We start from the raw sequence: 22,057 nt of genomic DNA on the forward strand, positions 1-22,057 counted from the left end.
CCGTTCGAATTATCAACATTGTTCGATTTTGCAGCCCAACTACTTTCTTAAATTTAGACTGATTCCATATAACAAGTTGGTACTCATATTTTTATGGTCTTTCATTACCTTTATATCCAGTGAGTAAAATATTTTCCATAGTACTGTCCTTTGTAATCCTATTGCAAAGTGTTGGACTCCATTCGGACGATTTAGCCCAAATTGATGAGTTCATCGAGCATGCCAAATTCCATAGTGAACAATATGGGGACAATGTCTTGGTCTTTATCTCAAAACATTATGGTGAATTGAAAGAGGCCCATGAACTGGAGCATCAGGAAGAGAAAAAAGACCATGAACAATTACCCTTTCAGCACCAATGTCACTTAAGTTCCATAGTAGCATTTACAAACAATCCATTGGATTCCGAATTGGAAACCCCAATAATCATGGAATATAAGGCTACACATTTCTTTTACCAAGCACCTTTTTCATCTTCACATACAAAAGGGTTGCTCCAGCCGCCCCGGCACTCATAAGATCAATCAAGTTAAACGCTCATTCCGGATTGCAAGATTCGGACAATTTCAATGTTGATTATTTTATGACATATGCTTTCACATATTATTAATTTCAGTATAAAGAACAAGTTTATAGTCCTACTATTTACATGTTTTATCATAGGTTTCGGAATTTATTCCCTTCCAAAAATTCCCATAGGTGCCGTTCCTGATGTAACGAATAACCAAGTTCAGGTCATTACGACCTCAAGAAATCTTTCCACCCAGGATATTGAACAGTTTATTACCTATCCTGTGGAGTTGGAAATGGCAAATTTACCCGGTGTAAAGGAAATAAGGTCCGTTTCCAAATTTGGGCTTTCAGTGGTTACCATAGTTTTTGAGGATGACCTGGGCACTTATTTGCCAAGACAGTTAATCGCTGAAAAAATAAAATCGGCCTCGGAAAAAATCCCCTCCAATTTTGGTTCTCCGGAAATGGGCCCAATTACTACGGGTTTGGGTGAAATATACCAGTACATTCTTGATGTAAAGCCCGAATACAAAGACCAATATACCGCAGAGGATCTAAGGACGATACAGGATTGGATAGTAAAAAGACAACTCTCTGGAATACCCGGTGTCGTTGAAGTAAATACTTGGGGAGGCTTTTTAAAACAGTATGAAGTGGCCATAAATACGGAGAAACTCAATGCCATGAACATTAGTTCCCAAGAGGTATTTAAGGCAGTGGAATCCAACAATAGCGTAGCCGGAGGCGGATATATCGAAAAGGTAAACCAAGCATTTTTCATTAGGGGCGAAGGTCTTGTCAGCTCCCTTAAGGATATAGAAAACATCGTCGTTAAAAATGATGGCGAGGTTCCTGTTTATATCAAGGATGTTGCCACGGTCGGCTTTGGAAACGCTATCCGTTTTGGTGCCATTACCGGAAATGGGGAAGGCGAAAAAGTTTTGGGCCAGGTAATGATGCTAAAGGATGCCAATTCCAAAAAGGTCATTGAAGCGGTAAAGGAACGTGTTGACAATATTTCAAAATCCTTACCTGAAGGAGTATATATCAATGCCTTTCTAGATCGAAGTGAACTCATTGCCAAAACTACCTTTACGGTTACGGAAAACCTGATACTGGGATGTTTGATCGTAATTTTCGTTGTGGTATTATTGCTCGGAAATTTCCGTTCCGGTCTTGTAGTGGCCTCCGTTATTCCCTTGTGCCTGCTTTTTGCCCTTTCGCTCATGTATATCTTTGGCGTAGATGCGAATTTGATGAGTTTGGGAGCCATTGATTTTGGAATCATTATTGACGGTGCCGTGATCATCGTGGAGTTTATCGCCTTCAATGTAACCAAGAAACGGGCTGAACTAGAAGGGCTGACCAAAAGCGAACAACAGGAGCTTAGGGATGGAATAACCTATACCGGGGCCACTAAAATGATGAACTCTGCCATATTTGGGCAGCTCATCATCCTCATCGTCTTCATTCCCATCCTATCCTTGAGTGGTGTTGAAGGTAAGATGTTCAAGCCCATGGCATTGACCTTTAGCTTTGCCTTGATCGGTGCCATGCTTTTGTGCTTTACCTATGTACCGGTGGTATCTTCTCTCTTTTTAAAACCCTCCAAGACCACGGACAAAAACATTTCCGTTCGCTTGATGAATTGGCTGACCAAAAAGTACGACCCTATAATTGACTGGGCATTGCGCAGTAAAAAATTGGTCCTGGGTATTGCCGCAGCGCTCTTAGCGATTGCCGTTTCACTTTATATGTCCATGGGAGGTGAATTTGTGCCCACTTTGGACGAGGGGGATTTTGTGATACAACCAGTACTAAAAACAGGTACTTCCCTAAGCAACACGGTCGAAATCACCACAGAGATAGAGCGTATTCTTTTGGACCAGTTTCCAGAAGTTGAACAAGTGGTTACAAGGATCGGTGCGGCAGAAGTTCCTACAGACCCTATGTCCATGGAGGAAAGTGATGTTATTATCGTATTAAATCCAAAAAGTGAATGGACCTCGGCGGAATCCAAGGATGAATTGGCCGATAAATTCAAAGAAGCCTTGTCCATAATACCGGGTATGGAGGTTGAATTTACACAACCCATTGAAATGCGTTTCAATGAACTGATTACGGGGGTACGTGCCGATATTGCCATCAAGATTTTCGGAGAAAACTTGGACATTCTTGCCAAAAAAGGAAAGGAAATAGGAGACCTGATTCAAAATGTCCCTGGTGCGGCCGATATTTCCGTAGAAAAAATAGCCGGACTTCCAGAAATGAACGTAAAATACAATCGATCTAAGATTGCCCGGTACGGTCTCAACATCCAAGAATTGAACGATATGATTTCCATGGGGTTTGCCGGTAAGACGGCAGGCAGTGTTTTTGAAGGCGAAAAGAGATTCGATTTGGTCGTTAGGCTAGACAGTAAAAAACGGCAGGATATCGATAACCTAAAGAATCTATATGTGGACCTACCCACTGGAGGCAAAATACCTTTGAGCGAATTGGCGGAAATTACCTATCAAAAAGGTGCGGCCAAGATATCAAGGGACGATACAAAAAGGCGAATCGTTGTAGGAATCAACGTGCGAAACAGGGATTTGCAATCCGTTGTGGACGATGTACGGAAACTGATCGATGATAACGTAAAACTTCCCGTGGGCTATTCCATTACCTATGGAGGACAGTTTGAAAATCTGCAAAGTGCCAAAGCAAGGTTGATGATTGCGGTACCTATTGCCTTGATCTTAATTTTCATTCTTCTTTACTTTGCTTTCAAATCCGTAAAAGAAGCTCTTATGATCTATTCAGCCATTCCATTGGCGGCCGTTGGAGGCGTATTGTTATTGTGGGTCAGAGGTTTGCCTTTTAGTATTTCTGCCGGGGTGGGTTTTATTGCCCTTTTTGGTATTGCCGTACTGAATGGAATTGTATTGATCGAACATTTTAAGGAATTGAAAGCATCTGGCAAATTCAAAGATATAAACGATTTGATCAAAGAAGGGGCCAAGGATAGGCTTAGGGCGGTTCTTTTGACGGCTTCGGCCGCGGCCTTAGGCTTTCTTCCCATGGCCATTTCTACCAATGCAGGGGCCGAGGTACAGCGTCCCCTGGCTACCGTTGTCATTGGCGGACTCATCACCGCGACCATTTTGACCCTTGTAGTGTTACCTGTTTTGTATTCCTACCTAAGCAGTCATATAGAGAGAAAAGGTATGGACCTTTCAAAACAGACCAATCTTATTATAGGTCTTTTGGTCCTTTTTGGGCCATTTCAGGTGAAAGCCCAGGAACCGCCCAAGAATTTGGAGACATTGATACCCATGGCGATTGAAAACAATGCGGGTCTAAAGGCACATCAATTGGGTATGGAAGCTTCGGATGCTTTTGTGAACAGTGCCTTTGATTTTGAAAAAACGGATGTGTACTACTCCTATGACGAAAATAATTTGGCCCTTAATAATTTGCCTTTGAAAGTCTTTGGCATTGCCCAAGGTTTTAGTTTCCCTACGGTTTATTTTTCAAAACGAAGGGTGAACAAGGGGTTATACAATGTTGCTAAAAGCACGTATGATATCCAAACCAAGAACTTGGAAAAACAGGTAGTGTCCGGATACTATGAATATCAGGTCGCGCGGGAAATGGCCAATGTTCTTAACCTATTGGACAGTCTTTATGGCAACTTTTCCCAAATGGCCAACAGACGTTTTGAACTGGGTGAGACCAATTACCTAGAAAAGATTACGGCGACCTCAAAGCAACGGCAAATCCAACTAAAATATGCCGAGGCGGAACGAAATGTGGAAATCAGCTATCAGAATTTGATGAAAATTATCCAGTCCCAGGACAGCATCGTTATTGCCGAAGCACCCCAATTAAAGGTTCCCATGAAGGATGTTGCCATTGCATCGATTCCAGAGATCTCCTTTTATCAAAATCAAATCGATTTAAAACAGGCCCAGAAGAATCTGGAAAACCAGCAATTGCTCCCTGATATTGGCGTGGAATATTTTCAAGGCACCAACGACGGACTCAGCGGAAACCTGCATGGTTACCAATTAGGTCTTAAGATTCCCTTGTTTTTTGGGGGAAAGGCCTCAAGGATAAAATCGGCAAAAATTGCCGAACAAAGTGCCGAGGCCGCCTATACGGATTATGAGATACAGCTTCAAACAAAATTGACCACTTTAAAAAAGCAACTTCAGGTGCTTTCCAAATCCTTGGAATACTATGAAAATGAGGGTAACCTTTTATCCGATGAAATTTTAAAAATGGCCAACGGTAGTTTTCAAAATGGGGAAATCGACTTTTATCAATACATACAAAGCCTGGAAAGCGCCTACGACTTAAAACTAGAATATCTAAATAAACTCAAAGAATATAATTCCACGGTAATTGCCATCAATTACTTAACCTTATAAACAGTACACCATGAAATCATATATATATTATTTTCTGATATTGGCGCTTCTAGCGGGCGTCACAGGATGTGGCGAAAAAAGCAGTACCAACGAAACTTCAGCAGCATCTGCAACATCCTCTTTTATAGAAGTAACGCAGGTACAATATGACCAACTGGGCATGAAAATGGGCGCTATAGAAGAAAAATCCTTTCCGATCAGGGTAAGTGTGAACGGCATGATAGACGTACCGCCAGAAAACAGGGCCGTTCTAACCGCGACCATGGGAGGGTATATTAGAACGACTCCCTTTTTGATCGGTGATAAAGTGAGCAAGGGACAAACGTTGGTGACCTTGGAGAATCCGGAATTCGTGAACCTGCAGCAACAGTATTTGGAGGTAAACGAGCAACTTACCTTTTTAAAGGCAGAGTATGAAAGACACAAAATTATGTCCGATGAAAATATTACCTCCCAAAAGAATTTTTTGAAATCGGAGAGTGATTATAAATCCGCCGTAGCCCGGCATACAGGCTTGGAAAAGCAATTGACCATGCTCAACATCTCACCGGAACAGGTGAAAAACGGCACTATTGTGTCATCGGTTTCCATTAAGGCACCTATTTCCGGTAGCATTACCAAAGTGAATGTTTCCAGGGGCTCGTATGTTTCGCCGGCGTCCTCCATTATGGAAATCATCAATAACGATCATGTGCACTTGGAGTTATCGGTTTTTGAAAAGGATATCATGAAAGTGAAAAAAGGTCAAAGAATTACCTTTAAGATACCGGAAGCCTCTGGCGATACTTTTAATGCGGAAGTACATTTGGTAGGCACTTCCATTGATGAAAATAGGACTATCAAAGTACATGGCCATTTGGAGGACGAGGACAAGGAAAATTTCTTAACTGGAATGTTCGTGGAAGCCCAAATCATTACCGATAATATCCAGGCAAAGGCTTTGCCCAGCGAGGCTATCGTAACTATTGATGATACGGCCAATGTATTGGTTCTCGAAAAAAAGGAAGGGGATACATATTATTTTTCACAAAAAGAAGTTACCATAAAAGAAGAGCATGACGGTTTTTCGATCCTACAGGAAACAGAAAGCTTTGCACCAAAATCACAATTTTTGACCAAAGGAACCTTTAACCTGATCGGAGTGTGATTTTTTAAGGTAGAAATTGAAAGCTTTTGGAATACTTATTGACAAAGGGATAAACAAAAAGAGTAATGAATAGTAAGATAAACTTGTTAGCCATCGTTTTCCTTTTAGGTATGGCCTCCACATGTGCCCAAGAATGGCATAAAGATTTTAAGGAAGCACAGCAGATTGCAAAAGATGGGCACAAGCCGATTATCTTGGTTTTTCAAGGTTCGGATTGGTGCGCTCCGTGTATTAAGTTGGACCGGGAAGTTTGGAGTACGGAGGAATTTAAATCCTATGCCAAGGACCATTATGTCATGTTACAGGTGGACTTTCCCAGAAAGAAGCAGAATGCCCTGCCTAAAGAACAAGCTGAGGCAAATGCCAAACTTGCCGAGAAATACAACAAAAACGGCATCTTCCCTTTTGTGGTCGTTCTGGACGAGCAGGGAAAGGTGAAGGGTGAGACCAGTTACAAAAAAATGAATCCCAAGGAATACATGCAGCTTTTGGATTCCTTTACCGAATAATTTGAGGAAGTACATATTCATAGGGGTTTTGATGATGTCCACCGTGATTTTTTCACAGCGGAACTATCAACGCACCCTTAAATTAATGGGAAGTAGGTTTGACCTTACGGTCGTTGCCAATGATTCCGCCACTGCCAATAGCTATATGGATCTGGCCGTCGATGAGATTACCCGCATTGAAAAGCTGATATCCTCCTGGGATCCCAATTCCAGAACATCGGAAATAAACAAAAATGCCGGTATCAAACCTGTTAAGGTGGAATCTGAGCTGTATGAATTGATCAAAAGGGCCATTGGTATTTCCAAATTAACGGATGGTGCCTTTGATATCAGTTATGCCTCTATGGATCGTATCTGGAAATTCGATGGAAGTATGAAAACAATGCCTTCCGAGGAGGAAATAAAATCCTCCGTTGCCAAGGTGGGTTTTCAGAACATCGTTCTAGATCCGGTGGCGCAAACCGTTTTTCTAAAACTTCCCGGAATGAAAATAGGTTTTGGGGCCATCGGCAAGGGATATGCGGCGGATAAAGCAAAACAACTGTTGATGGATAGAGGCGTTCCCGCAGGCATCATAAATGCCTCCGGAGATATGAATACCTGGGGAAAACAGCCTGATGGGGAATCTTGGAAAGTGGCCATTACCAATCCCATGAACAAAAACAAGGTCTTTGCTTTGTTGCCCATTACGGACGGTGCCGTGGTCACCTCTGGTGACTATGAACGTTATGTTACCTTTAATGGCAAACGGTATGCCCATATCATCGACCCCAGAACGGGGTACCCTTCTACGGGAATCATAAGCGTAACCGTTTTTGCGCCCAAAGCGGAATTGGCAGATGCCTTGGCCACCTCCGTTTTTGTGATGGGAAAGGAGATTGGATTGGATAGGATAAACCAACTGCCCAAAGTGGAATGTATCATCATCGATGAAAAAGGAAACATTTCAAAATCCGATAATATTGAAATAGACAAACTATGATAAAAAAATTGCTAGTATTGGCCATCATGGCCATTTCCTTTGGTAGTTGTACGGTGCTCAAGGAATACGACAAGGTCAACATCAACGACCCAGATATGATCTTGGCCGAAAAACCCTGTGACCGAAACGTCACGACCATGCATTCCTACAGGGAGGCCGCGGCAGGCGCCAACGGCGGAAAAACCGGCGGAGGCTGTGGCTGCAACTAACCTATTGAAAACAAGCACTTGTCCATGACATTTTACAGAAACTATTTTGCCCTATTCTTGGGATTACTTGGCAGCATCGCATTTGCCCAAGACAACCAAAACGATACCCAATATAAAAAAAGAGTATTGGAAACCACGGAGGTAGACTTCCTTACCAGCTACTACTCACAGGATGGCGACAACGCCGCCGTAAGTGGGGGTATTGGTACCGAACAACTTACGGATGCCACGGGAACTTTTGTGGTATCCATTCCTTTAAACGATGATGATGTACTCACCATAGATGCGGGGGTTTCTGCGTATACCTCGGCATCGTCTAGTAACATAGACCCTTTTGACGGAGGCCAGCGTGCTGATCCCTTTGTGGCAAGTTCCGGTGCCTCAAGCGGCGATGTATGGGTCAACCTTACGGGTTCCTATACGCATAGTTCGGATGACCGAAATAACATCGTTTCAGGTATGCTGTCCGTATCCTCGGAATATGATTATTTCTCCTTGGGATTCGGCGGAAGCTATTCCAGGCTTTTTAACGAAAAGAACACGGAAGTAAGCTTAAAGGCGAATGTATACCTGGATTCCTGGAATACCATTTATCCCTTTGAATTAAGGGCTTTTGGAGCCAATGGCATTGGTTTCTTTAGACCTACGGAGATTACGGGAAATGTCAATTACAATCCCAATTTCACCGAGTTCGATAAAACCAACAGGAATTCCTATTCCTTGGGGATGGGTTTCTCACAGATACTGCACAGGAACCTTCAAGGCTCTTTGGACTTGGATGTGGTTCAACAGCAGGGCCTATTGTCCACCCCGTTCCAGCGGGTCTACTTTAGTGATGTGGCCAATTCCTTTATAGAAGATTTTCAGTTGGCCGATGATGTGGAAAGACTTCCCGATACCCGTACCAAAATTGCCATGGGCGGAAGATTGAACTGGTTCGTAAACGAATTGATAACCGTTCGTACCTTTTACCGATACTATTTTGACGATTGGGGCATCAATTCCCATACGGCCAGCGTAGAAGTCCCCGTAAAGATTTCGGATAAATTCACCCTCTACCCGTCCTATCGTTTTTACAATCAAACGGCAGCGGACTACTTTGGCCCCTATGAAACCCATCTATCGACACAGGAATTTTATACTTCGGACTATGACCTGTCCGAATATAATGCAAACCAATTGGGCTTTGGGGCTTCCTACACCGATATTTTTACGCAACTGCACATTTGGGAATTCGGCCTAAAGGGTATAGACCTGAAATTTTACAAATACGATCGGGATACCACCTTTACCTCCTACATCATAACTGCAGGATTCAAGTTTGTGATGGATTAATCCTAAACCATATTAGGGGTTAGATCGACAGATTTCCGGCCAGTTGTTTAAGGATGATTTCGGAGAGTTTTGCCTGAAATTTGGCGTTGCTGAAGCGCACCTTGGCATTGATATAGTTCAACTGGGCCGTTCTGAACTCAATGGGAGGAATGATTCCAATCCTGTATTTCTCGACCGTGATATCCATATTTTCCTTGGCAATGGCCTCATTATTGCCTTCGAGTTCTATCAAACTTACATTGGTTAGGTACGTTTGGTAGGTAGTTCCCAAGGTGGCCAATAAATCCTGTTCCTGTTGCGCGATAGCAACTTCGGCATTCTCTATCTGCAACTTCCCTATCTTCTCGTCCCTATTTTGGTTGAACCCGTCAAATAAATTTAGCGTGGCACCAAAACCATAGCTAAAACCTTTGGAGTTTGAGGATGTAATGAATCCCAAACTTGATTCGGACTCACTAATGATATATCCCGTGGTAGCGGTTATGGTTGGTAGCCTTGCCGCCTTAATCTGTTTTAATTCCAGCTCGGAAATTCGTTTGCTAATTTGCGAGACCAATAATTGCGGGGTTTCGCTCAGGACCATGGTTTGAAGTTCATCCAAAAGCAAGGATTCGTCCACAAAAATTTCCGGGGCCACCTCAAAATCGGTTTCCAGGTCACGCGCCAGTTGTTGGTTTAGCCGAATCTTGGTATTGACATACAATTCCTTTTGGCGCTGCATCAAGGTTTCGTCCGTATTCAAATCCACTTGGGCATTCAATACTTCCAATTTGGAGGCTTTGCCTATGGTAAACCGATTCTGGGCCAGTTCCACCCTTTGTTTTGAAATAAGTATCGTACTGTCCAAAGCGGTAAGTTGCTGCTGCTGCTGTACCAGGTCGTAATAGGTAATCATCACGGCGCCTACCGTAGACAGTATGACCTGTTTCAGTTCTGCATCCCCCAACTTTCTGTTTTCCTTCAACTGCTCATAATTCGCGAACATCCTAAGTCCGTCAAAAAGGGTCCAATCCAAGGCTACACCATAGTTCAGGCTGTTGTTTACGGCGTTATCCAATTCCTGTACGGTACCGTCCAAACGTACTTGGGACAGGTTTGTGGTTCTATTATTGTCCGTAACACTGGCCTGCACGGAAGGTAGCATGCCCGCATATCTAGGACTCACCCCATATTCATCAATTTTCAAGTCGTTTGCGGCGGTGATGATCTGGAAATTGTTTTCCAAGGCCAACTTTACTGTTTCATCAATGGTCAACACCTCTTGTGCGGTAATCAAAAAAACGTTCAAAAAAATAACTAATGAACTTAAAAGTATTCGGTTTGGCATTTTAATAGGTTTCTAAAACTTTGAACTCTGGTCGCTCCACCCTATCCTTCGACCATAAATAATACAGGGCCGGAATCACGAACAAGGTAAGAACCAACGAAAATAGTGTTCCTCCAATGATGACGACCCCCATACCTATTCTACTGTTAGAGGCCGCTCCCAGGGACAAGGCGATGGGCAATGCCCCTAGGGCGATGGTCAAACTGGTCATTAAAATAGGTCTCAATCGAGATTCAGAAGCCTTAAAGATAGCTTCGTGTTTGGACATGCCCTGTTCCCTAAGTTGGTTGGCAAACTCCACGATCAATATCCCGTTTTTGGTAACCAATCCTATCAGCATAATGGTCCCTATTTGACTAAAAATGTTCCAAGACTGACCAAAAAGCCACAGGGAAAACATGGCACCGGCAACGGCCATGGGCACGGTGAGTATGATAATAAAGGGATCTATAAAACTTTCGAATTGTGCGGCCAAAATCAGAAATATTAGCAATAGGGCCAGGCCAAAGGCAAAAAGCGTATTGGAACTACTTTCTACAAAATCCCGGGACTCCCCACCCAAATCCGTGGTGAAGGTTTCATCCAAGACTTTGTCCTTGATGGCTTCCATGGCCTCGATACCGTCATTGATGGTTTTACCGGGTGCCAGGTTCGCCGAAACCGTGGCCGACATGTATCGGTTGTTGTGGTATAATTGTGGCGGACTACTATGCTCTACGGTTTCCACGAGATTATCCAATTGGATCAATAAGCCGGCGTCGTTCTTTACGAAAATAGAGGTCAAATCCACGGGCGCGTCGCGGTCCTTTTTGTCGAACTGACCAATGACCTGGTACTGCTTTCCGTTCATCAGAAAGTATCCAAAGCGTTGGCCGCTCAAGGACAATTGCAAGGTCTGGGCCACATCCCGTACCGAAACGCCCAAAGTCTCCGCCTTTTCCCGATCGATGTTCACATAAATCTCCGGCTTGTCGAACTTTAGGTTTACATCTACAAACGAAAAGGTTTCATCCTGCTCCGCCTGGGCCATAAACAAAGGGATTTTTTCCTCCAATTTTTCAAAATTCTGTGCCTGAATAATAAATTGTATGGGGGGACCGCCCCTTCTGTTCACAGAAATAGTGGGCCTTTCGGATACATTCGACTTTCCGCCTACATAGGCCTTGACCCATCTACCCAAATCCTCGGCAATTTCATGCTGGGAACGTTCCCTTTCACTAGGGTCCACAAGGGCGACATTGGCCCTGCCACTGTTGACCGAGGAAGATCCGAACCCCGGGGAAGTCAAAACCAGACTCACCTTTTTTTCCGGTATGGAATCGTTGATTAGTTCGGTGATATCGGTCATCAATCGGTCCATATATTCATAGGAAGAACCCTCCGGCGCGGTCACGTTCAAGCGTACAAAGCTACGATCGTCATAGGGGGCCGTTTCTTTTGGCAAAAGGATATAGAAGAGGGCTATGAGTCCCAAACATCCGATCAATATGGGAAAACTCAGCCATTTCCGTTTCATGAACCCTCGTAAGCTCTCCGCATAGGCTTCGTTCATTTTTATAAAATACTTTTCCGTAAAATGATAGAATTTGGACTGTTTCTGTTTTCCGGGTTTGATCAAATAGGCGTTCAACATAGGAGTCAAGGAAAGCGACACAAAGGCCGATACCAGTACCGCCGCACCCAGCACCACCCCAAATTCCCGAAACAATCTACCCACAAAACCTTCTAAAAATATCACTGGAAGAAAAACCGCCGCCAGGGTAATGGATATGGAAATAACCGCAAAGAAAATCTCGTTAGATCCTTTAATGGCTGCCTCAATGGGACTCATCCCCTCCTCCACTTTTTTATAAATATTCTCGGTGACCACAATACCATCATCCACCACAAGGCCGGTGGCCAGTACGATGGCCAACAGCGTAAGCACGTTGATGGAGAAGCCGAACAACCACATAATAAAGAATGTGGCAATCAGGGAGACCGGTATATCGATCAAGGGCCGCAGGGCCATGGACCAGTTCCTAAAGAATAGGTAAATGACCAGGATGACCAGGATAATGGAAATCAGCAAGGTTTCCCCCACTTCGGTGACCGCCCGCTTCACAAAAACGGTGTCGTCAATGACTACATTGAGCTTGAAACCTTCGGGCAGGTCCTTTTTCAGTTTTTCGTATTCCTGATAGAAAGCCTCGGCAATTTCCAAATAGTTGGTGCCCGGCTGGGGAATGACCGCTGTGGCGACCATAGGCTGGCCGGAATCGCTCATTTTGGTCTCCATGTTCTCACCTTCCAAGGTCGCCCTACCAATATCGCTAAGTCGGACCAATTTTTCGCCATCGGCCCTAATAATGATATTATTGAACTCTTCCTCCGTTTGCAGGTTGCCAATGGTCTTCACCGCGAGCTCCGTATTGGCACCGGTCAATTTTCCAGATGGCAATTCCACATTTTGCGCCAACAGGGCGTTGCGAACATCGGCCACCGTCAATCCATACGAGGCCAGTTTTAAGGGATCTATCCATAAACGCATGGCATACCTGCGCTGTCCCCAGATTTGCACACTGCTAACGCCCGGAATGGTCTCAATCCTTGGGGTAATGACATTTTCGGCATAGTCGGACAGCTCCAGAATATTCTTGTCATCACTTTGCACCGTCATGGAAAGGATACGTTGGGCATCGGCATCGGACTTGGAAACGACCGGCGGAGCGTCCAGATCGTCAGGCAGACTGCGTATGGCCTGAGAAACCTTGTCCCGCACATCATTTGCCGCATCCTCTAAATTCTTGTCGAGGTTAAATTCGATACTTATGGAACTAGAACCCTGTACACTGGAAGAGGTAATGTTCCTAATGCCATCGATAGAATTAATGGCCTTTTCCAAAGGTTCCGTGATCTGTGACTCGATGATATCCGCGTTGGCACCGGCATAATTGGTGCGCACGGATACCTGCGCGGGGTCTATGGACGGGAACTCCCGTATCCCCAAATAGGTATAACCAATGATACCGAACAAAACAATAGTAACGTTCATTACTATGGTAAGGACAGGTCTTTTTATGCTGAGGGTAGACAGGTTCATTATTCCGCTGGGTTTAATTCCGGTTCCTCTAGTTCAACGGTTACGGGGGCCCCATTCTTTAGGGCCATCACCCCATAGGTCAATACGGTATCGCCAACACGCAATCCGTTCAAAACACGAACCTCCGATCCCGTACGGGCACCTATCTCCACATCTACTTCCTTGGCCTTTCCATTTTCAGCCACAAAAATTTTCTTTCCGTTCTGTACGGGTATCAAGGCTTCGGAAGGGACCAAAAGCGCATCATTCACCGTCTGCAAAGGCAAGACCACATTGGCATAGGCCCCCGGATACAACGTACCGTCCAAGTTATCCGCAATGGCCCGCATTCTGAGCGTCCGCGTGGCAATCTCAACTTCGGGTTCTATGGCGTAGATGGTGGCGGTATAGTCCTTGGCGGCATCGGAAGTCTTGAAGGTAAGGTTGGAGCCTTCCCGGATCTGGGAGGCATATTTTTCCGGAATGGAAAAGGTAATTTTCAGTTTGCTCGTATTCACCAGTTTGGCCACAGGCGTGGTAGGCGTTACGTAGGTGCCCACCGAAATGGAACGTAGCCCTATCGTTCCCGAAAATGGGGCCCGAATAACGGTTTTGGAGAGTTGCGCGGAAATAAGGGATGTTTCTGCACTTGCCGATTTAAAATCCGCACTGGCGATGTCATATTCCTCCTGACTGATGGCCTGTTTGTCCAACAAAAGCTGGGCCCTTCGTTCATTTTCAGAAGCCAGCTTTTCAGCCGTTCTGGCTTTTGACAGTTGCGCCTGTAGTTATATATCGTCCACCCGAAACAGCACTTGGCCCTGGCCCACTTTACTGCCTTCCTGAAAGTTGATGCCCTTCACAATGCCCGAAACCTCGCTCCGGATTTCTATTTGTTCATTGGCCTCCAAGGTGCCGGAAAGCGAGATGTTATCATCGAATTTTCTGGGGGTCAGGACCATTCCCCGCACCTTGGTTTTAGTGGATTCTGGGGATGGTTTTGACGTTTTTCCAATAGTGGCATTGGCATCGATACGATACATAATAAGACCTCCCAACCCTACAGCGAGAAGTATATACATGACATATTTGAATTTCATGGTGTAACCCTGGTAGTTTGATTTTCTTGGTCTTTCAAAGCTAGGCCTAAAACCCTTTTTTTAAAAAAAGTTATGTTTTATTTAACATGTGTTAACATATGCGATTGAGGAATATTTAAGTAAACTACCTCGGGGCAAGCCCACGAGGCATTCGCAGGAAACAAATTTTTAATTTCGAAGCAAGCCTCGGAGTATTAAACCCTTTGGCGGTGCCAATAAAAAGCCCGAATTGGGTTATTAACTAAAATAAAAGGTGATAGCAAAAAGGAAGAAGTGGTATAATGGGCCATTCTCGCTACCTTCCTGTGCTGACTGTAGCCGGAGCATTACTGGTGGCTGTAAGTTGATCAATACCACTCGAAATGATGCGAAAGGTAGCGGGCGTATATTTGGGTTGGCATCTTATTCAATATTGATTTTGTCTATTTCTTTCATCAACCTGTCCGTTTCTGAAAGTGCCACAATGATTTTTTGATAGTGCAAAATGTCGTCAAACTCCAATTTGCGGTCTTTACGGTCTTTTAGCCATTTTTGGGCGGGTTGATAACCACCAATGTAAAACTCCCAAGCTGTTTGAGGAACATTGTCAAAATATTGCGTGTCGTTGATGTAAACTTTACCGTCTTTGTATTTGGGTTTGCCAACCACATTGTCGCCATCTATTGGATATTGTGTAATGTATTGATCCACTTTTGGACTTTCCAATAAATGGATTTGGCGTATTTCTCCGCCCAATTCCACCAATTGCCAAAAGGTATTTTTGTCTTTTGGGTAGGGAACTCTCGGAAAATCTATTTTTAAAAACTCTTTGTATTTCTCTCGGTAACTTGGCGAATGTAAAACCGCATAGATGTAATCTAAAATATCAATTGGGGCAAACGTACTATTTTCTTCGTTTATAGGCGCTACATTCCCCTCCTTTGGAGGGGTGCCCTTTAGGGCGGGGTGGTCAATAAGCATCTGTATTACCCCACTCATATTATTCATAACCTCTTTAACAGGAATATGAATAACCGTTAATCCTAAACCTTCTAAAAATGAGTCCCTTTCTGCATCATATTCAACTTTATTATCGTGGCTGCTACCATCAATCTCTATAACTACATTGCAATTGGTACAGAAAAAATCGACTATGTAGTTTCCAACTATTTTTTGACGGTCAAAATCGAAGCCTTTAAATTGTTTGTTTTTAACCTGATTCCAAAATAGAACTTCCGATAAATTACCTGCTTGGCGCAGCTCTCTTGCTCTACCTTTTAGTTTTGGGTTGTAGGGTAGGTTCATGTAGTTTTGGGTATTTCTACGACCTTTTTTACCACCCCGGCTTTCAGCCACCCCTCCACTGGAGGGGAATTTTTCGTTGGTAAATGTTAAGCCTAATTGCTCCGCTATTTCCTTTACAATATCAGGGTTTAGATTTGGTGTTCGCCCCTGCACTGAGCTTGGCGAAGTGTCTGATTGGTCAATGCTTTGTTGACCGTTGGTTTCTGGGTAGAGGTAAAGTGGAAAAATTGCCGATTGTGTAGTTCTCTCACCACATTTAGTTTCCATTATATTTTTTGAGATGTAAAAATGGTCACAAGTTTCAGACTTATTGCTTCTTGCACTTACTAAGCCAATATTATCACCGTTAATTAAGTGTTGCATAACCTTTCTTACTGTTCGCCAAACTAATTTATCTTCATAAAAAACATAACGATTATCAAAAGGTCTATAAGAAATAGGTTCGATATATTTACTTAAATCAGTTTCATTTTTGATATTATCATATCCTTGCAAAATATCCCAACCTGTTTTTTTTCTTACGTTAAATTCTTTATGTAAAAATTCATCATTTCTTGGTGACGCCTGAAATTTTTTATAAAAATCTAATAATTCTGTTTTACTTTCTCTAATTACAAACTCATCGTGTGCAGTGGTTAATCCAACACCATTTATTAAAAACAAATCGTTTACCGAAAAACCTTTATCATAAGTTACTTTTGCTTCAAAATCCTTTAACACCATCAAATACATGGGTGCTACATTTGGTAATTCATTAAAACCAATAGTTTGGATTGAGTTTTCATTTAAAAAATCGTATTTAAAATCACGTTTGCCATATAAATCATAATGAAAAACTTTACCTAATTCGCTTGGCTTTTTCTTTCCTGTTTTTACAAAAACGTTAATTGAAACTCCTTGTTGAATATCAAAAACATTAGTGTCAGCACTTCCGTCTGGTGCGGTTTCTTTTTTCTTGCTGTTGCCGTGTAAATCTATGGTGTAGATTTTATCATAAGTTTTAAGCAAATGCCAACGCATTCCCCTAAAAGTTGGATTATCTAAAAATCCGTGTGGATTGATAAAAGCCAAAACACCACTTCCATTTTTTTCAATAAAATGCTGGCCATATCGCAAAAACTTTACATAATCATCATTTATCCATTTTGGGTTTCGTTCTTTTAGTTTTTCTTTTCCGCCTGGTTCTTTTTTGTAATCATCCATTAGGCTCATAATCCATTCGCCTTTATTGGCACTTTCTCCGCTATATGGCGGATTTCCAATGACACACATTACTGGTGTATCTCGTTTGATGTGGTTGGCTTCATTGGCTTCTGTACTCAACCAATTGGCAAATAGCGTTCCCGTGTCTTGGTGGTGTTCTTCTAAACTGTTGGTTAAGTACACGCGTAGGCGTTGGTTACCACCCCGCCCTGCGGGCACCCCTCCTGAAGGAAGGGAATTGTTGTAGCCTGTTTCTTTTAATAGCAAATCCAACTTTAAATGTGCCATGGCATAACTTGCCATTAGTAACTCAAAACCGTTCAAGCGTGGTAATAAATGCGTTTCTACATAATTGCTCCAAATGCCTTGTTGTCCTTGAAACTTTTTGTGAATATGTTTTACCACTTCTGCCAAAAAAGTCCCTGTTCCTGTGGCTGGGTCAAGAATCTGGACACGATGTGTCTCTATTTCTTGTTGCTTGTAGCCTGTTGTAGAACGTTTGTCTGCGGTTTGGGTGTTTACTTTTATGGTTGTTTTGCTGGTGTCGGCAAGTCCTTGCGGTAAATCAAATTCCGTTTTTAGAATGTCGTCAACTGCTCGAACAATGAAATTTACAACGGGTTGCGGTGTGTACCAAACACCACGAGACTTACGCAATTTTGGGTCGTATTCACTTAGGAACGTTTCGTAAAAATGAATGATCGGGTCTTCCATTTTCGTGGATTTCCCATAATTCTTTAAAATTTCTTCTACGTTACACGCCAAGAAGATTTCTGAAAGATTCTCAACAACCCATTTGATACGGTCGTCTATATCTGGTCCGGCTATGTAGCCAAACAGTTTTCGCAAGAAAGGATTGGATTTTGGAATCAGTTCAGCCGCTTCTTGTCTGCTAAAATTATCCAAAGTAGGGTCGTGCAAACGAGCCGCAAACATTCCGTAAGCAATGGTTTGAGCGTAAACGTCTGCAAAACCTTGCGGTGTTATGTCGTGAATCAGAATTTGCTTGAAAGCCAACATTTGCTCTTTTAGCGTACTGTTTTCTTGGTTTTCTTCATCACTGGTCAACGACTTTTCAATAATATCAGACAGCAAGCGGGCCTTGCCCGCCATCATTTCCGCTAATTTTTTTGAGCTTTTTATCGTTTGCCCCACGTGAACGCAAAAGTCTTTGATTAGATTTTCAAAGTTGCCAAAGTTCTCAGGTAAAGGTTTAATACTACCCCGTCCTGCGGACACCCCTCCTTCCGAGGAGGGGAATAGTTCTCCAATGGAAATTTTGGTAATGAATTCGCCTTCTCGGTATAGATGAAAATTAATGTAGTCCGTAAAAATCAAATTGTTTAGAGATGCCTTGTAGCGGTCAAATTGCTCCTTGTTTCCTGTTTTCTTTGTGCCGTCTAGGTCTTTGTCGCCTATGTCTTTCGCTTCAATAAATCCAACGGGAATATCTTTTTTAGTCAAAATGTAGTCAGGTGCTCCACAACTCTGTCTTTTCGGTTCGTTGGTCGCTCTGATAGTCGGCACCAAACTTTCCAAAAGTTGCTGTAAGTCGCCACGAAACGTATGTTCTGTTGCGTTTCCAAGTCTGTACCTTTTGTCTAAGTTGTCAATGTATTCTTGTAATGTCATTTATTCAATTTCTGTCAGTGCGTTGGAAAAAAAGCAATGCATGCGTTAGAACGCTGCTGCTTTGTACGTTGGCTCCTTTTTTTCATGCCGCACAGCTTGCTCATACAGATGCAAAACAAATCTATGGACTACCAATATAAAAATAAAACCAATGAAAGAAGTCCACACTCAATGAGTAATTTATGAGTAATTGTATTCAAGTAACAATTCGATTGGATTCCGCCCCCTAAGGATTTGAAGGCCTGCAAGTATTAAGCCTAGAAATTCAAATAGGAATTAAGCTTTAAAAGTTTGTGAAAGATAAAAAAAGGGTTTTATATTTGCACCCGCTAAGGAGGAATGGCAGAGTGGTCGAATGCGGCAGTCTTGAAAACTGTTGAGGGTCACACCTCCGGGGGTTCGAATCCCTCTTCCTCCGCTGAGAGACATCATCTCAAAACAAAAAACCCTGTAAATTATTGATTTACAGGGTTTTTATTTTTTTTGATATCAAATGATATCATTTAATTTCATTCTAATAGGTGCCCAATTCGGTGTCACCTACAATCTAACCAAAAAGGGACACCTAATATCATTTAAAATATTGTTATTCAGTATATTACAAAGATTATATTTTAATTTTTTTTTACTAATTTCAAGGAAAATAATGTTAAAATAGGTGTCCCTTTTATGTTATCTCTCTTATTCTACATCAAAAAGCATAAAACCGACAAAGTTGGCCGGGCAATGATCTATATCAGAATCACGGTAAATGGAAAGCGTTCGGAATTCAGCACAGGTCGCAAAATTTATCCCAACACTTGGGATGCCACCAATGGAAAGGTATTGGGGTTCTCTCAAGAAGTGCGTCAACTGAATTCGCAATTAATGAAAATACGTACCGACCTATTTCGGCATGCGGACAAATTAAAAGACAAAGGCCGACCGTTGACCGCAGTTTCCATTAAGAACTCTTACCTAGGTGTGGATAAACCCTCAAAAATGTTATTGGAAATCTTTCAAGAGCACAATGAAAGGGTTGAAAAATTAGTCGGGAAAGATTTTGCTCCTGGAACAGCAGAACGATACAAAACCGCAAAAAGTCATCTGGCCGAGTATTTACAGAATGAGCTCCGAAAGAGAGATATTCCTGTCTTAGATGTGGATCATTCCTTTATTTCAGGTTTCGAATATTATCTAAAGACAAAAAGAAAGTGCAGCCATAACACGGCAATCAAATATGTGGTGAACTTTAAAAAGATCATAAGGATCGCTTATGCAAATGGTTGGATCAAAACAGACCCCTTTGCCAATTGGAAAGCCAGATTAAAAACTGTAGAACGGGAATTCCTGACTGATGAAGAGCTCCAACGACTAATGGATCATCCTTTTACAAATGAACGGTTGGAGCATGTAAGGGATTGTTTTGTTTTCTGTTGTTTTACTGGATTGGCCTATGCAGATGTAAAAAAACTGACACATGATGATTTTGTAATAGGAATTGATGGAGATCTTTGGATAAATACCAAACGTACAAAGACAAAAACCAAAAGTAACATTCCTGTTCTTCCCACTGCATTGATGATTCTCGAAAAATACGAGCATAGTCCCTTACTTGCAGATAAAAAGGTGCTACCAGTATTGACCAACCAAAAAATGAATGCATATTTAAAGGAGATAGCTGACCTTAGTGGAATCAATAAACACCTTACCACACATTTAGCCAGGCATACTTTCGCCACTACTGTAACACTATCCAATGGTGTCTCCATTGAATCGGTAAGTAAAATGTTGGGGCATAAATCGCTTCGAACCACACAACATTATGCGAAAATATTGAACCGAAAAGTCAGTGAGGATATGCAACTTTTAAAAAGGAAGTTAAGCTTCCAGGAAAAAGTTAAATCAAAAAATGCTTAAAGTCTTCGCGGAATTGTCCCAAATCCTTACCCCAAATTCAGCGCATGGATCCTGGCCTATTTTTGTAGTGTTCGGGAAGATAAGCGTCAATCAAAAATAGGATAGGGCGCTGTCCTACTCTTTGATCTTTTCCTCACTCCATTTTAGGTAGAGTTCCTTTGCCTCTGGGCTCTCATAAAGGAATGTTCCAAATTGTTCCTTGGTACTATTCTGACCTTTTATGAATGCTGCCTCTTCTTTTTTGGCTGTCCTTGATACCTGATAGATTGAAAAACCAAGAACCAATAGGACATTGACCAACAACCCCCAAGTAAGTTTTATGGCCCAACTGGGTAAGAGAACGGACCGCTCTACTTTATGAAGAATCCTTTCCATCAGTCTTTGTTGTTCCTCAATGTTGTTTTTTTGCTTGTTGCCGTACTCCTTTAGAAGAGCATTTAATTCGCTGGTATCTGGCCTTAATGGAAGGTTTTTAAAATCCTCATGTACCTTTTCCAATCGGCAAATGCTCTTCTCAAATCCGTTGATCTCCTCGGTCAACAGTTCCGCTATTTCATCCAGTTTTGCCATATTGTTGTGTTTAGATTCCTATTCCAGTGTCCCTGACCACTTTTATGGCCAGTTTAATGGTTTTCTTTATGATGGTCTGGGTCAGACTTGTCGGGACATTCACTGTCCTTCCCAAAAGTTCCATGCTCTTGTCCTTGGCTATACGTTGTGCCATGTTCCTTTCAAAGTTCATTTGACGTGCGATCCTGCCCATGGACATCGAACGGTGCACTTCGCTTCCCTTTAGGTTGTTTCCCTTGTACTCAAAACGGAAGCCCTGCAGTTGGTTCTGCCTGTTGATGCTGAGAATGACCTTCACGTTGTTCTGCTCCATCGATTTGATGTACCGGTCAAAGTCCCTTGGCCGGTCCCTGGCCATAACCTTTTCATGGATCTTTTGTATTTCAGAGCGGAGCTCCTGCATCCTATACAGTTTTTCCTGCTGTACCTCCCTTACCGTGGTCAGGTCCATCTGTTTGGCCACCCGTTCCGCCATCTGTTGACTACGTTTTCCGATGAAGCTGTCATTGTAGGCCTTTCCATGAAAGTTTATCCGGTTGGCATACAGATGAACGTGCACATGTTCCTTGTCCCTGTGGACAAAGGCAACGGCCTGGTGCTGCTTGAGGTTCATTTCCTTGATAAACCGCTCGGTCATTTCCTTGAGCCGTTCCTTTTCCAGTTTCCTGCCGTCCTCGATGGTGGGACTGAGCACAAAGCTGAGCGTATTCTTCCTACAAAGCTCGTTCTGTTCTTGGATGATCCTGAACTCCTCGGTGATTTCCCTTGGGGTCTCCCCGGCCAAGTATTGGCTATGGACGATCTCGGCTTCCTTCTCCTCGTTCATTCCATAGCTTATGGAGGCTGCAGTGTGCGATATGGATTTTCCCAT

15 protein-coding genes and 1 tRNA gene are annotated in these 22,057 nt (G+C 42.8%); 9 read left to right on the forward strand and 7 right to left on the reverse strand.

Going from position 1 to position 22,057, the window contains the following annotated elements; translation table 11 throughout:
• The first annotated feature begins 119 nt into the window (after nt 1–119).
• The 7 genes from BFP75_RS02930 to BFP75_RS02960 all read left to right on the forward strand — a co-directional run bounded on the left by BFP75_RS02930 (nt 120) and on the right by BFP75_RS02960 (nt 9,110).
• Entirely contained in the window at nt 120–518 is a 399-nt protein-coding gene (locus BFP75_RS02930) for a hypothetical protein (RefSeq protein WP_099543179.1), read from the forward strand.
• A 72-nt stretch (nt 519–590) separates the two neighbouring features.
• Nucleotides 591–4,928 carry a CusA/CzcA family heavy metal efflux RND transporter gene (locus BFP75_RS02935; RefSeq protein ID WP_099543180.1) on the forward strand — a complete coding sequence of 1,446 codons (4,338 nt, stop codon included), beginning with the start codon at nt 591–593 and terminating at the stop codon, nt 4,926–4,928.
• Nucleotides 4,929–4,938: 10 nt separating this feature from the next.
• Entirely contained in the window at nt 4,939–6,075 is a 1,137-nt protein-coding gene (locus BFP75_RS02940) for an efflux RND transporter periplasmic adaptor subunit (RefSeq protein WP_099543181.1), read from the forward strand.
• 65 nt (nt 6,076–6,140) lie between these two features.
• On the forward strand, nt 6,141–6,584 hold the full coding sequence (locus BFP75_RS02945; protein WP_099543182.1) for a thioredoxin family protein: 444 nt from the start codon (nt 6,141–6,143) through the stop codon (nt 6,582–6,584).
• A gap of 31 nt (nt 6,585–6,615) precedes the next feature.
• Nucleotides 6,616–7,566 carry an FAD:protein FMN transferase gene (locus tag BFP75_RS02950; protein ID WP_099543183.1) on the forward strand — a complete coding sequence of 317 codons (951 nt, stop codon included), beginning with the start codon at nt 6,616–6,618 and terminating at the stop codon, nt 7,564–7,566.
• On the forward strand, nt 7,563–7,775 hold the full coding sequence (locus BFP75_RS02955) for a DUF4266 domain-containing protein (RefSeq protein WP_099543184.1): 213 nt from the start codon (nt 7,563–7,565) through the stop codon (nt 7,773–7,775). The genes BFP75_RS02950 and BFP75_RS02955 overlap by 4 nt, the downstream gene beginning before the upstream one ends.
• 24 nt (nt 7,776–7,799) lie before the next feature.
• Complete coding sequence (locus BFP75_RS02960; RefSeq protein WP_099543185.1) at nt 7,800–9,110, forward strand: DUF3570 domain-containing protein; 1,311 nt, start codon at nt 7,800–7,802, stop codon at nt 9,108–9,110.
• Between the two features lie 19 nt (nt 9,111–9,129).
• Here BFP75_RS02960 and BFP75_RS02965 read toward each other — a convergent pair whose 3' ends face one another.
• The 5 genes from BFP75_RS02965 to BFP75_RS02990 form a co-directional block, all read right to left on the reverse strand.
• Entirely contained in the window at nt 9,130–10,437 is a 1,308-nt protein-coding gene (locus BFP75_RS02965) for a TolC family protein (protein WP_099543186.1), read from the reverse strand.
• 1 nt (nt 10,438) lies between these two features.
• Complete coding sequence (locus tag BFP75_RS02970) at nt 10,439–13,519, reverse strand: efflux RND transporter permease subunit (protein ID WP_099543187.1); 3,081 nt, start codon at nt 13,517–13,519, stop codon at nt 10,439–10,441.
• Entirely contained in the window at nt 13,519–14,274 is a 756-nt protein-coding gene (locus BFP75_RS02975; RefSeq protein WP_317044505.1) for an efflux RND transporter periplasmic adaptor subunit, read from the reverse strand. Before BFP75_RS02975 ends, BFP75_RS02970 begins: the two co-directional genes overlap by 1 nt.
• A 12-nt stretch (nt 14,275–14,286) precedes the next feature.
• On the reverse strand, nt 14,287–14,580 hold the full coding sequence (locus BFP75_RS22600) for a biotin/lipoyl-binding protein (RefSeq protein ID WP_317044504.1): 294 nt from the start codon (nt 14,578–14,580) through the stop codon (nt 14,287–14,289).
• A 420-nt stretch (nt 14,581–15,000) separates the two neighbouring features.
• Nucleotides 15,001–18,717, reverse strand: coding sequence for a type ISP restriction/modification enzyme (locus BFP75_RS02990; RefSeq protein ID WP_240531677.1), 3,717 nt, complete (start codon nt 18,715–18,717; stop codon nt 15,001–15,003).
• A 333-nt stretch (nt 18,718–19,050) separates the two neighbouring features.
• Between BFP75_RS02990 and BFP75_RS02995 the strand changes: the two genes are divergently transcribed.
• Nucleotides 19,051–19,135: transfer RNA gene (locus BFP75_RS02995), tRNA-Ser, on the forward strand.
• Between the two features lie 251 nt (nt 19,136–19,386).
• Nucleotides 19,387–20,616 (forward strand): site-specific integrase, encoded by a 1,230-nt coding sequence (locus tag BFP75_RS03000; protein ID WP_099543188.1) that lies wholly within the window; start codon nt 19,387–19,389, stop codon nt 20,614–20,616.
• 114 nt (nt 20,617–20,730) lie between these two features.
• Here the strand turns inward: BFP75_RS03000 and BFP75_RS03005 are convergent, their stop codons facing one another.
• Nucleotides 20,731–21,186 carry a DUF6730 family protein gene (locus BFP75_RS03005; RefSeq protein WP_099543189.1) on the reverse strand — a complete coding sequence of 152 codons (456 nt, stop codon included), beginning with the start codon at nt 21,184–21,186 and terminating at the stop codon, nt 20,731–20,733.
• A 10-nt stretch (nt 21,187–21,196) separates the two neighbouring features.
• The gene (locus tag BFP75_RS03010; RefSeq protein WP_240531678.1) at nt 21,197–22,057 is read right to left on the reverse strand and encodes a relaxase/mobilization nuclease domain-containing protein; all 861 of its coding nucleotides are present in this window, start codon (nt 22,055–22,057) and stop codon (nt 21,197–21,199) included.

Source organism: Maribacter sp. 4G9 (genome assembly GCF_002742265.1).
In the GTDB taxonomy this organism is placed as follows: domain Bacteria; phylum Bacteroidota; class Bacteroidia; order Flavobacteriales; family Flavobacteriaceae; genus Maribacter.

Coding starts and splice junctions, on each gene's coding strand:
- BFP75_RS02935 (WP_099543180.1), top strand. CDS start 591: ATGCTTTCACATATTATTAATTTCAGTATAAAGAACAAGTTTATAGTC.
- BFP75_RS02940 (WP_099543181.1), top strand. CDS start 4,939: ATGAAATCATATATATATTATTTTCTGATATTGGCGCTTCTAGCGGGC.
- BFP75_RS02945 (WP_099543182.1), top strand. CDS start 6,141: ATGAATAGTAAGATAAACTTGTTAGCCATCGTTTTCCTTTTAGGTATG.
- BFP75_RS02950 (WP_099543183.1), top strand. CDS start 6,616: ATGATGTCCACCGTGATTTTTTCACAGCGGAACTATCAACGCACCCTT.
- BFP75_RS02955 (WP_099543184.1), top strand. CDS start 7,563: ATGATAAAAAAATTGCTAGTATTGGCCATCATGGCCATTTCCTTTGGT.
- BFP75_RS02960 (WP_099543185.1), top strand. CDS start 7,800: ATGACATTTTACAGAAACTATTTTGCCCTATTCTTGGGATTACTTGGC.
- BFP75_RS02965 (WP_099543186.1), bottom strand. CDS start 10,437: ATGCCAAACCGAATACTTTTAAGTTCATTAGTTATTTTTTTGAACGTT.
- BFP75_RS02970 (WP_099543187.1), bottom strand. CDS start 13,519: ATGAACCTGTCTACCCTCAGCATAAAAAGACCTGTCCTTACCATAGTA.
- BFP75_RS22600 (WP_317044504.1), bottom strand. CDS start 14,580: ATGTATATACTTCTCGCTGTAGGGTTGGGAGGTCTTATTATGTATCGT.
- BFP75_RS02990 (WP_240531677.1), bottom strand. CDS start 18,717: ATGACATTACAAGAATACATTGACAACTTAGACAAAAGGTACAGACTT.
- BFP75_RS03000 (WP_099543188.1), top strand. CDS start 19,387: ATGTTATCTCTCTTATTCTACATCAAAAAGCATAAAACCGACAAAGTT.
- BFP75_RS03005 (WP_099543189.1), bottom strand. CDS start 21,186: ATGGCAAAACTGGATGAAATAGCGGAACTGTTGACCGAGGAGATCAAC.
- BFP75_RS03010 (WP_240531678.1), bottom strand. CDS start 22,057: ATGGGAAAATCCATATCGCACACTGCAGCCTCCATAAGCTATGGAATG.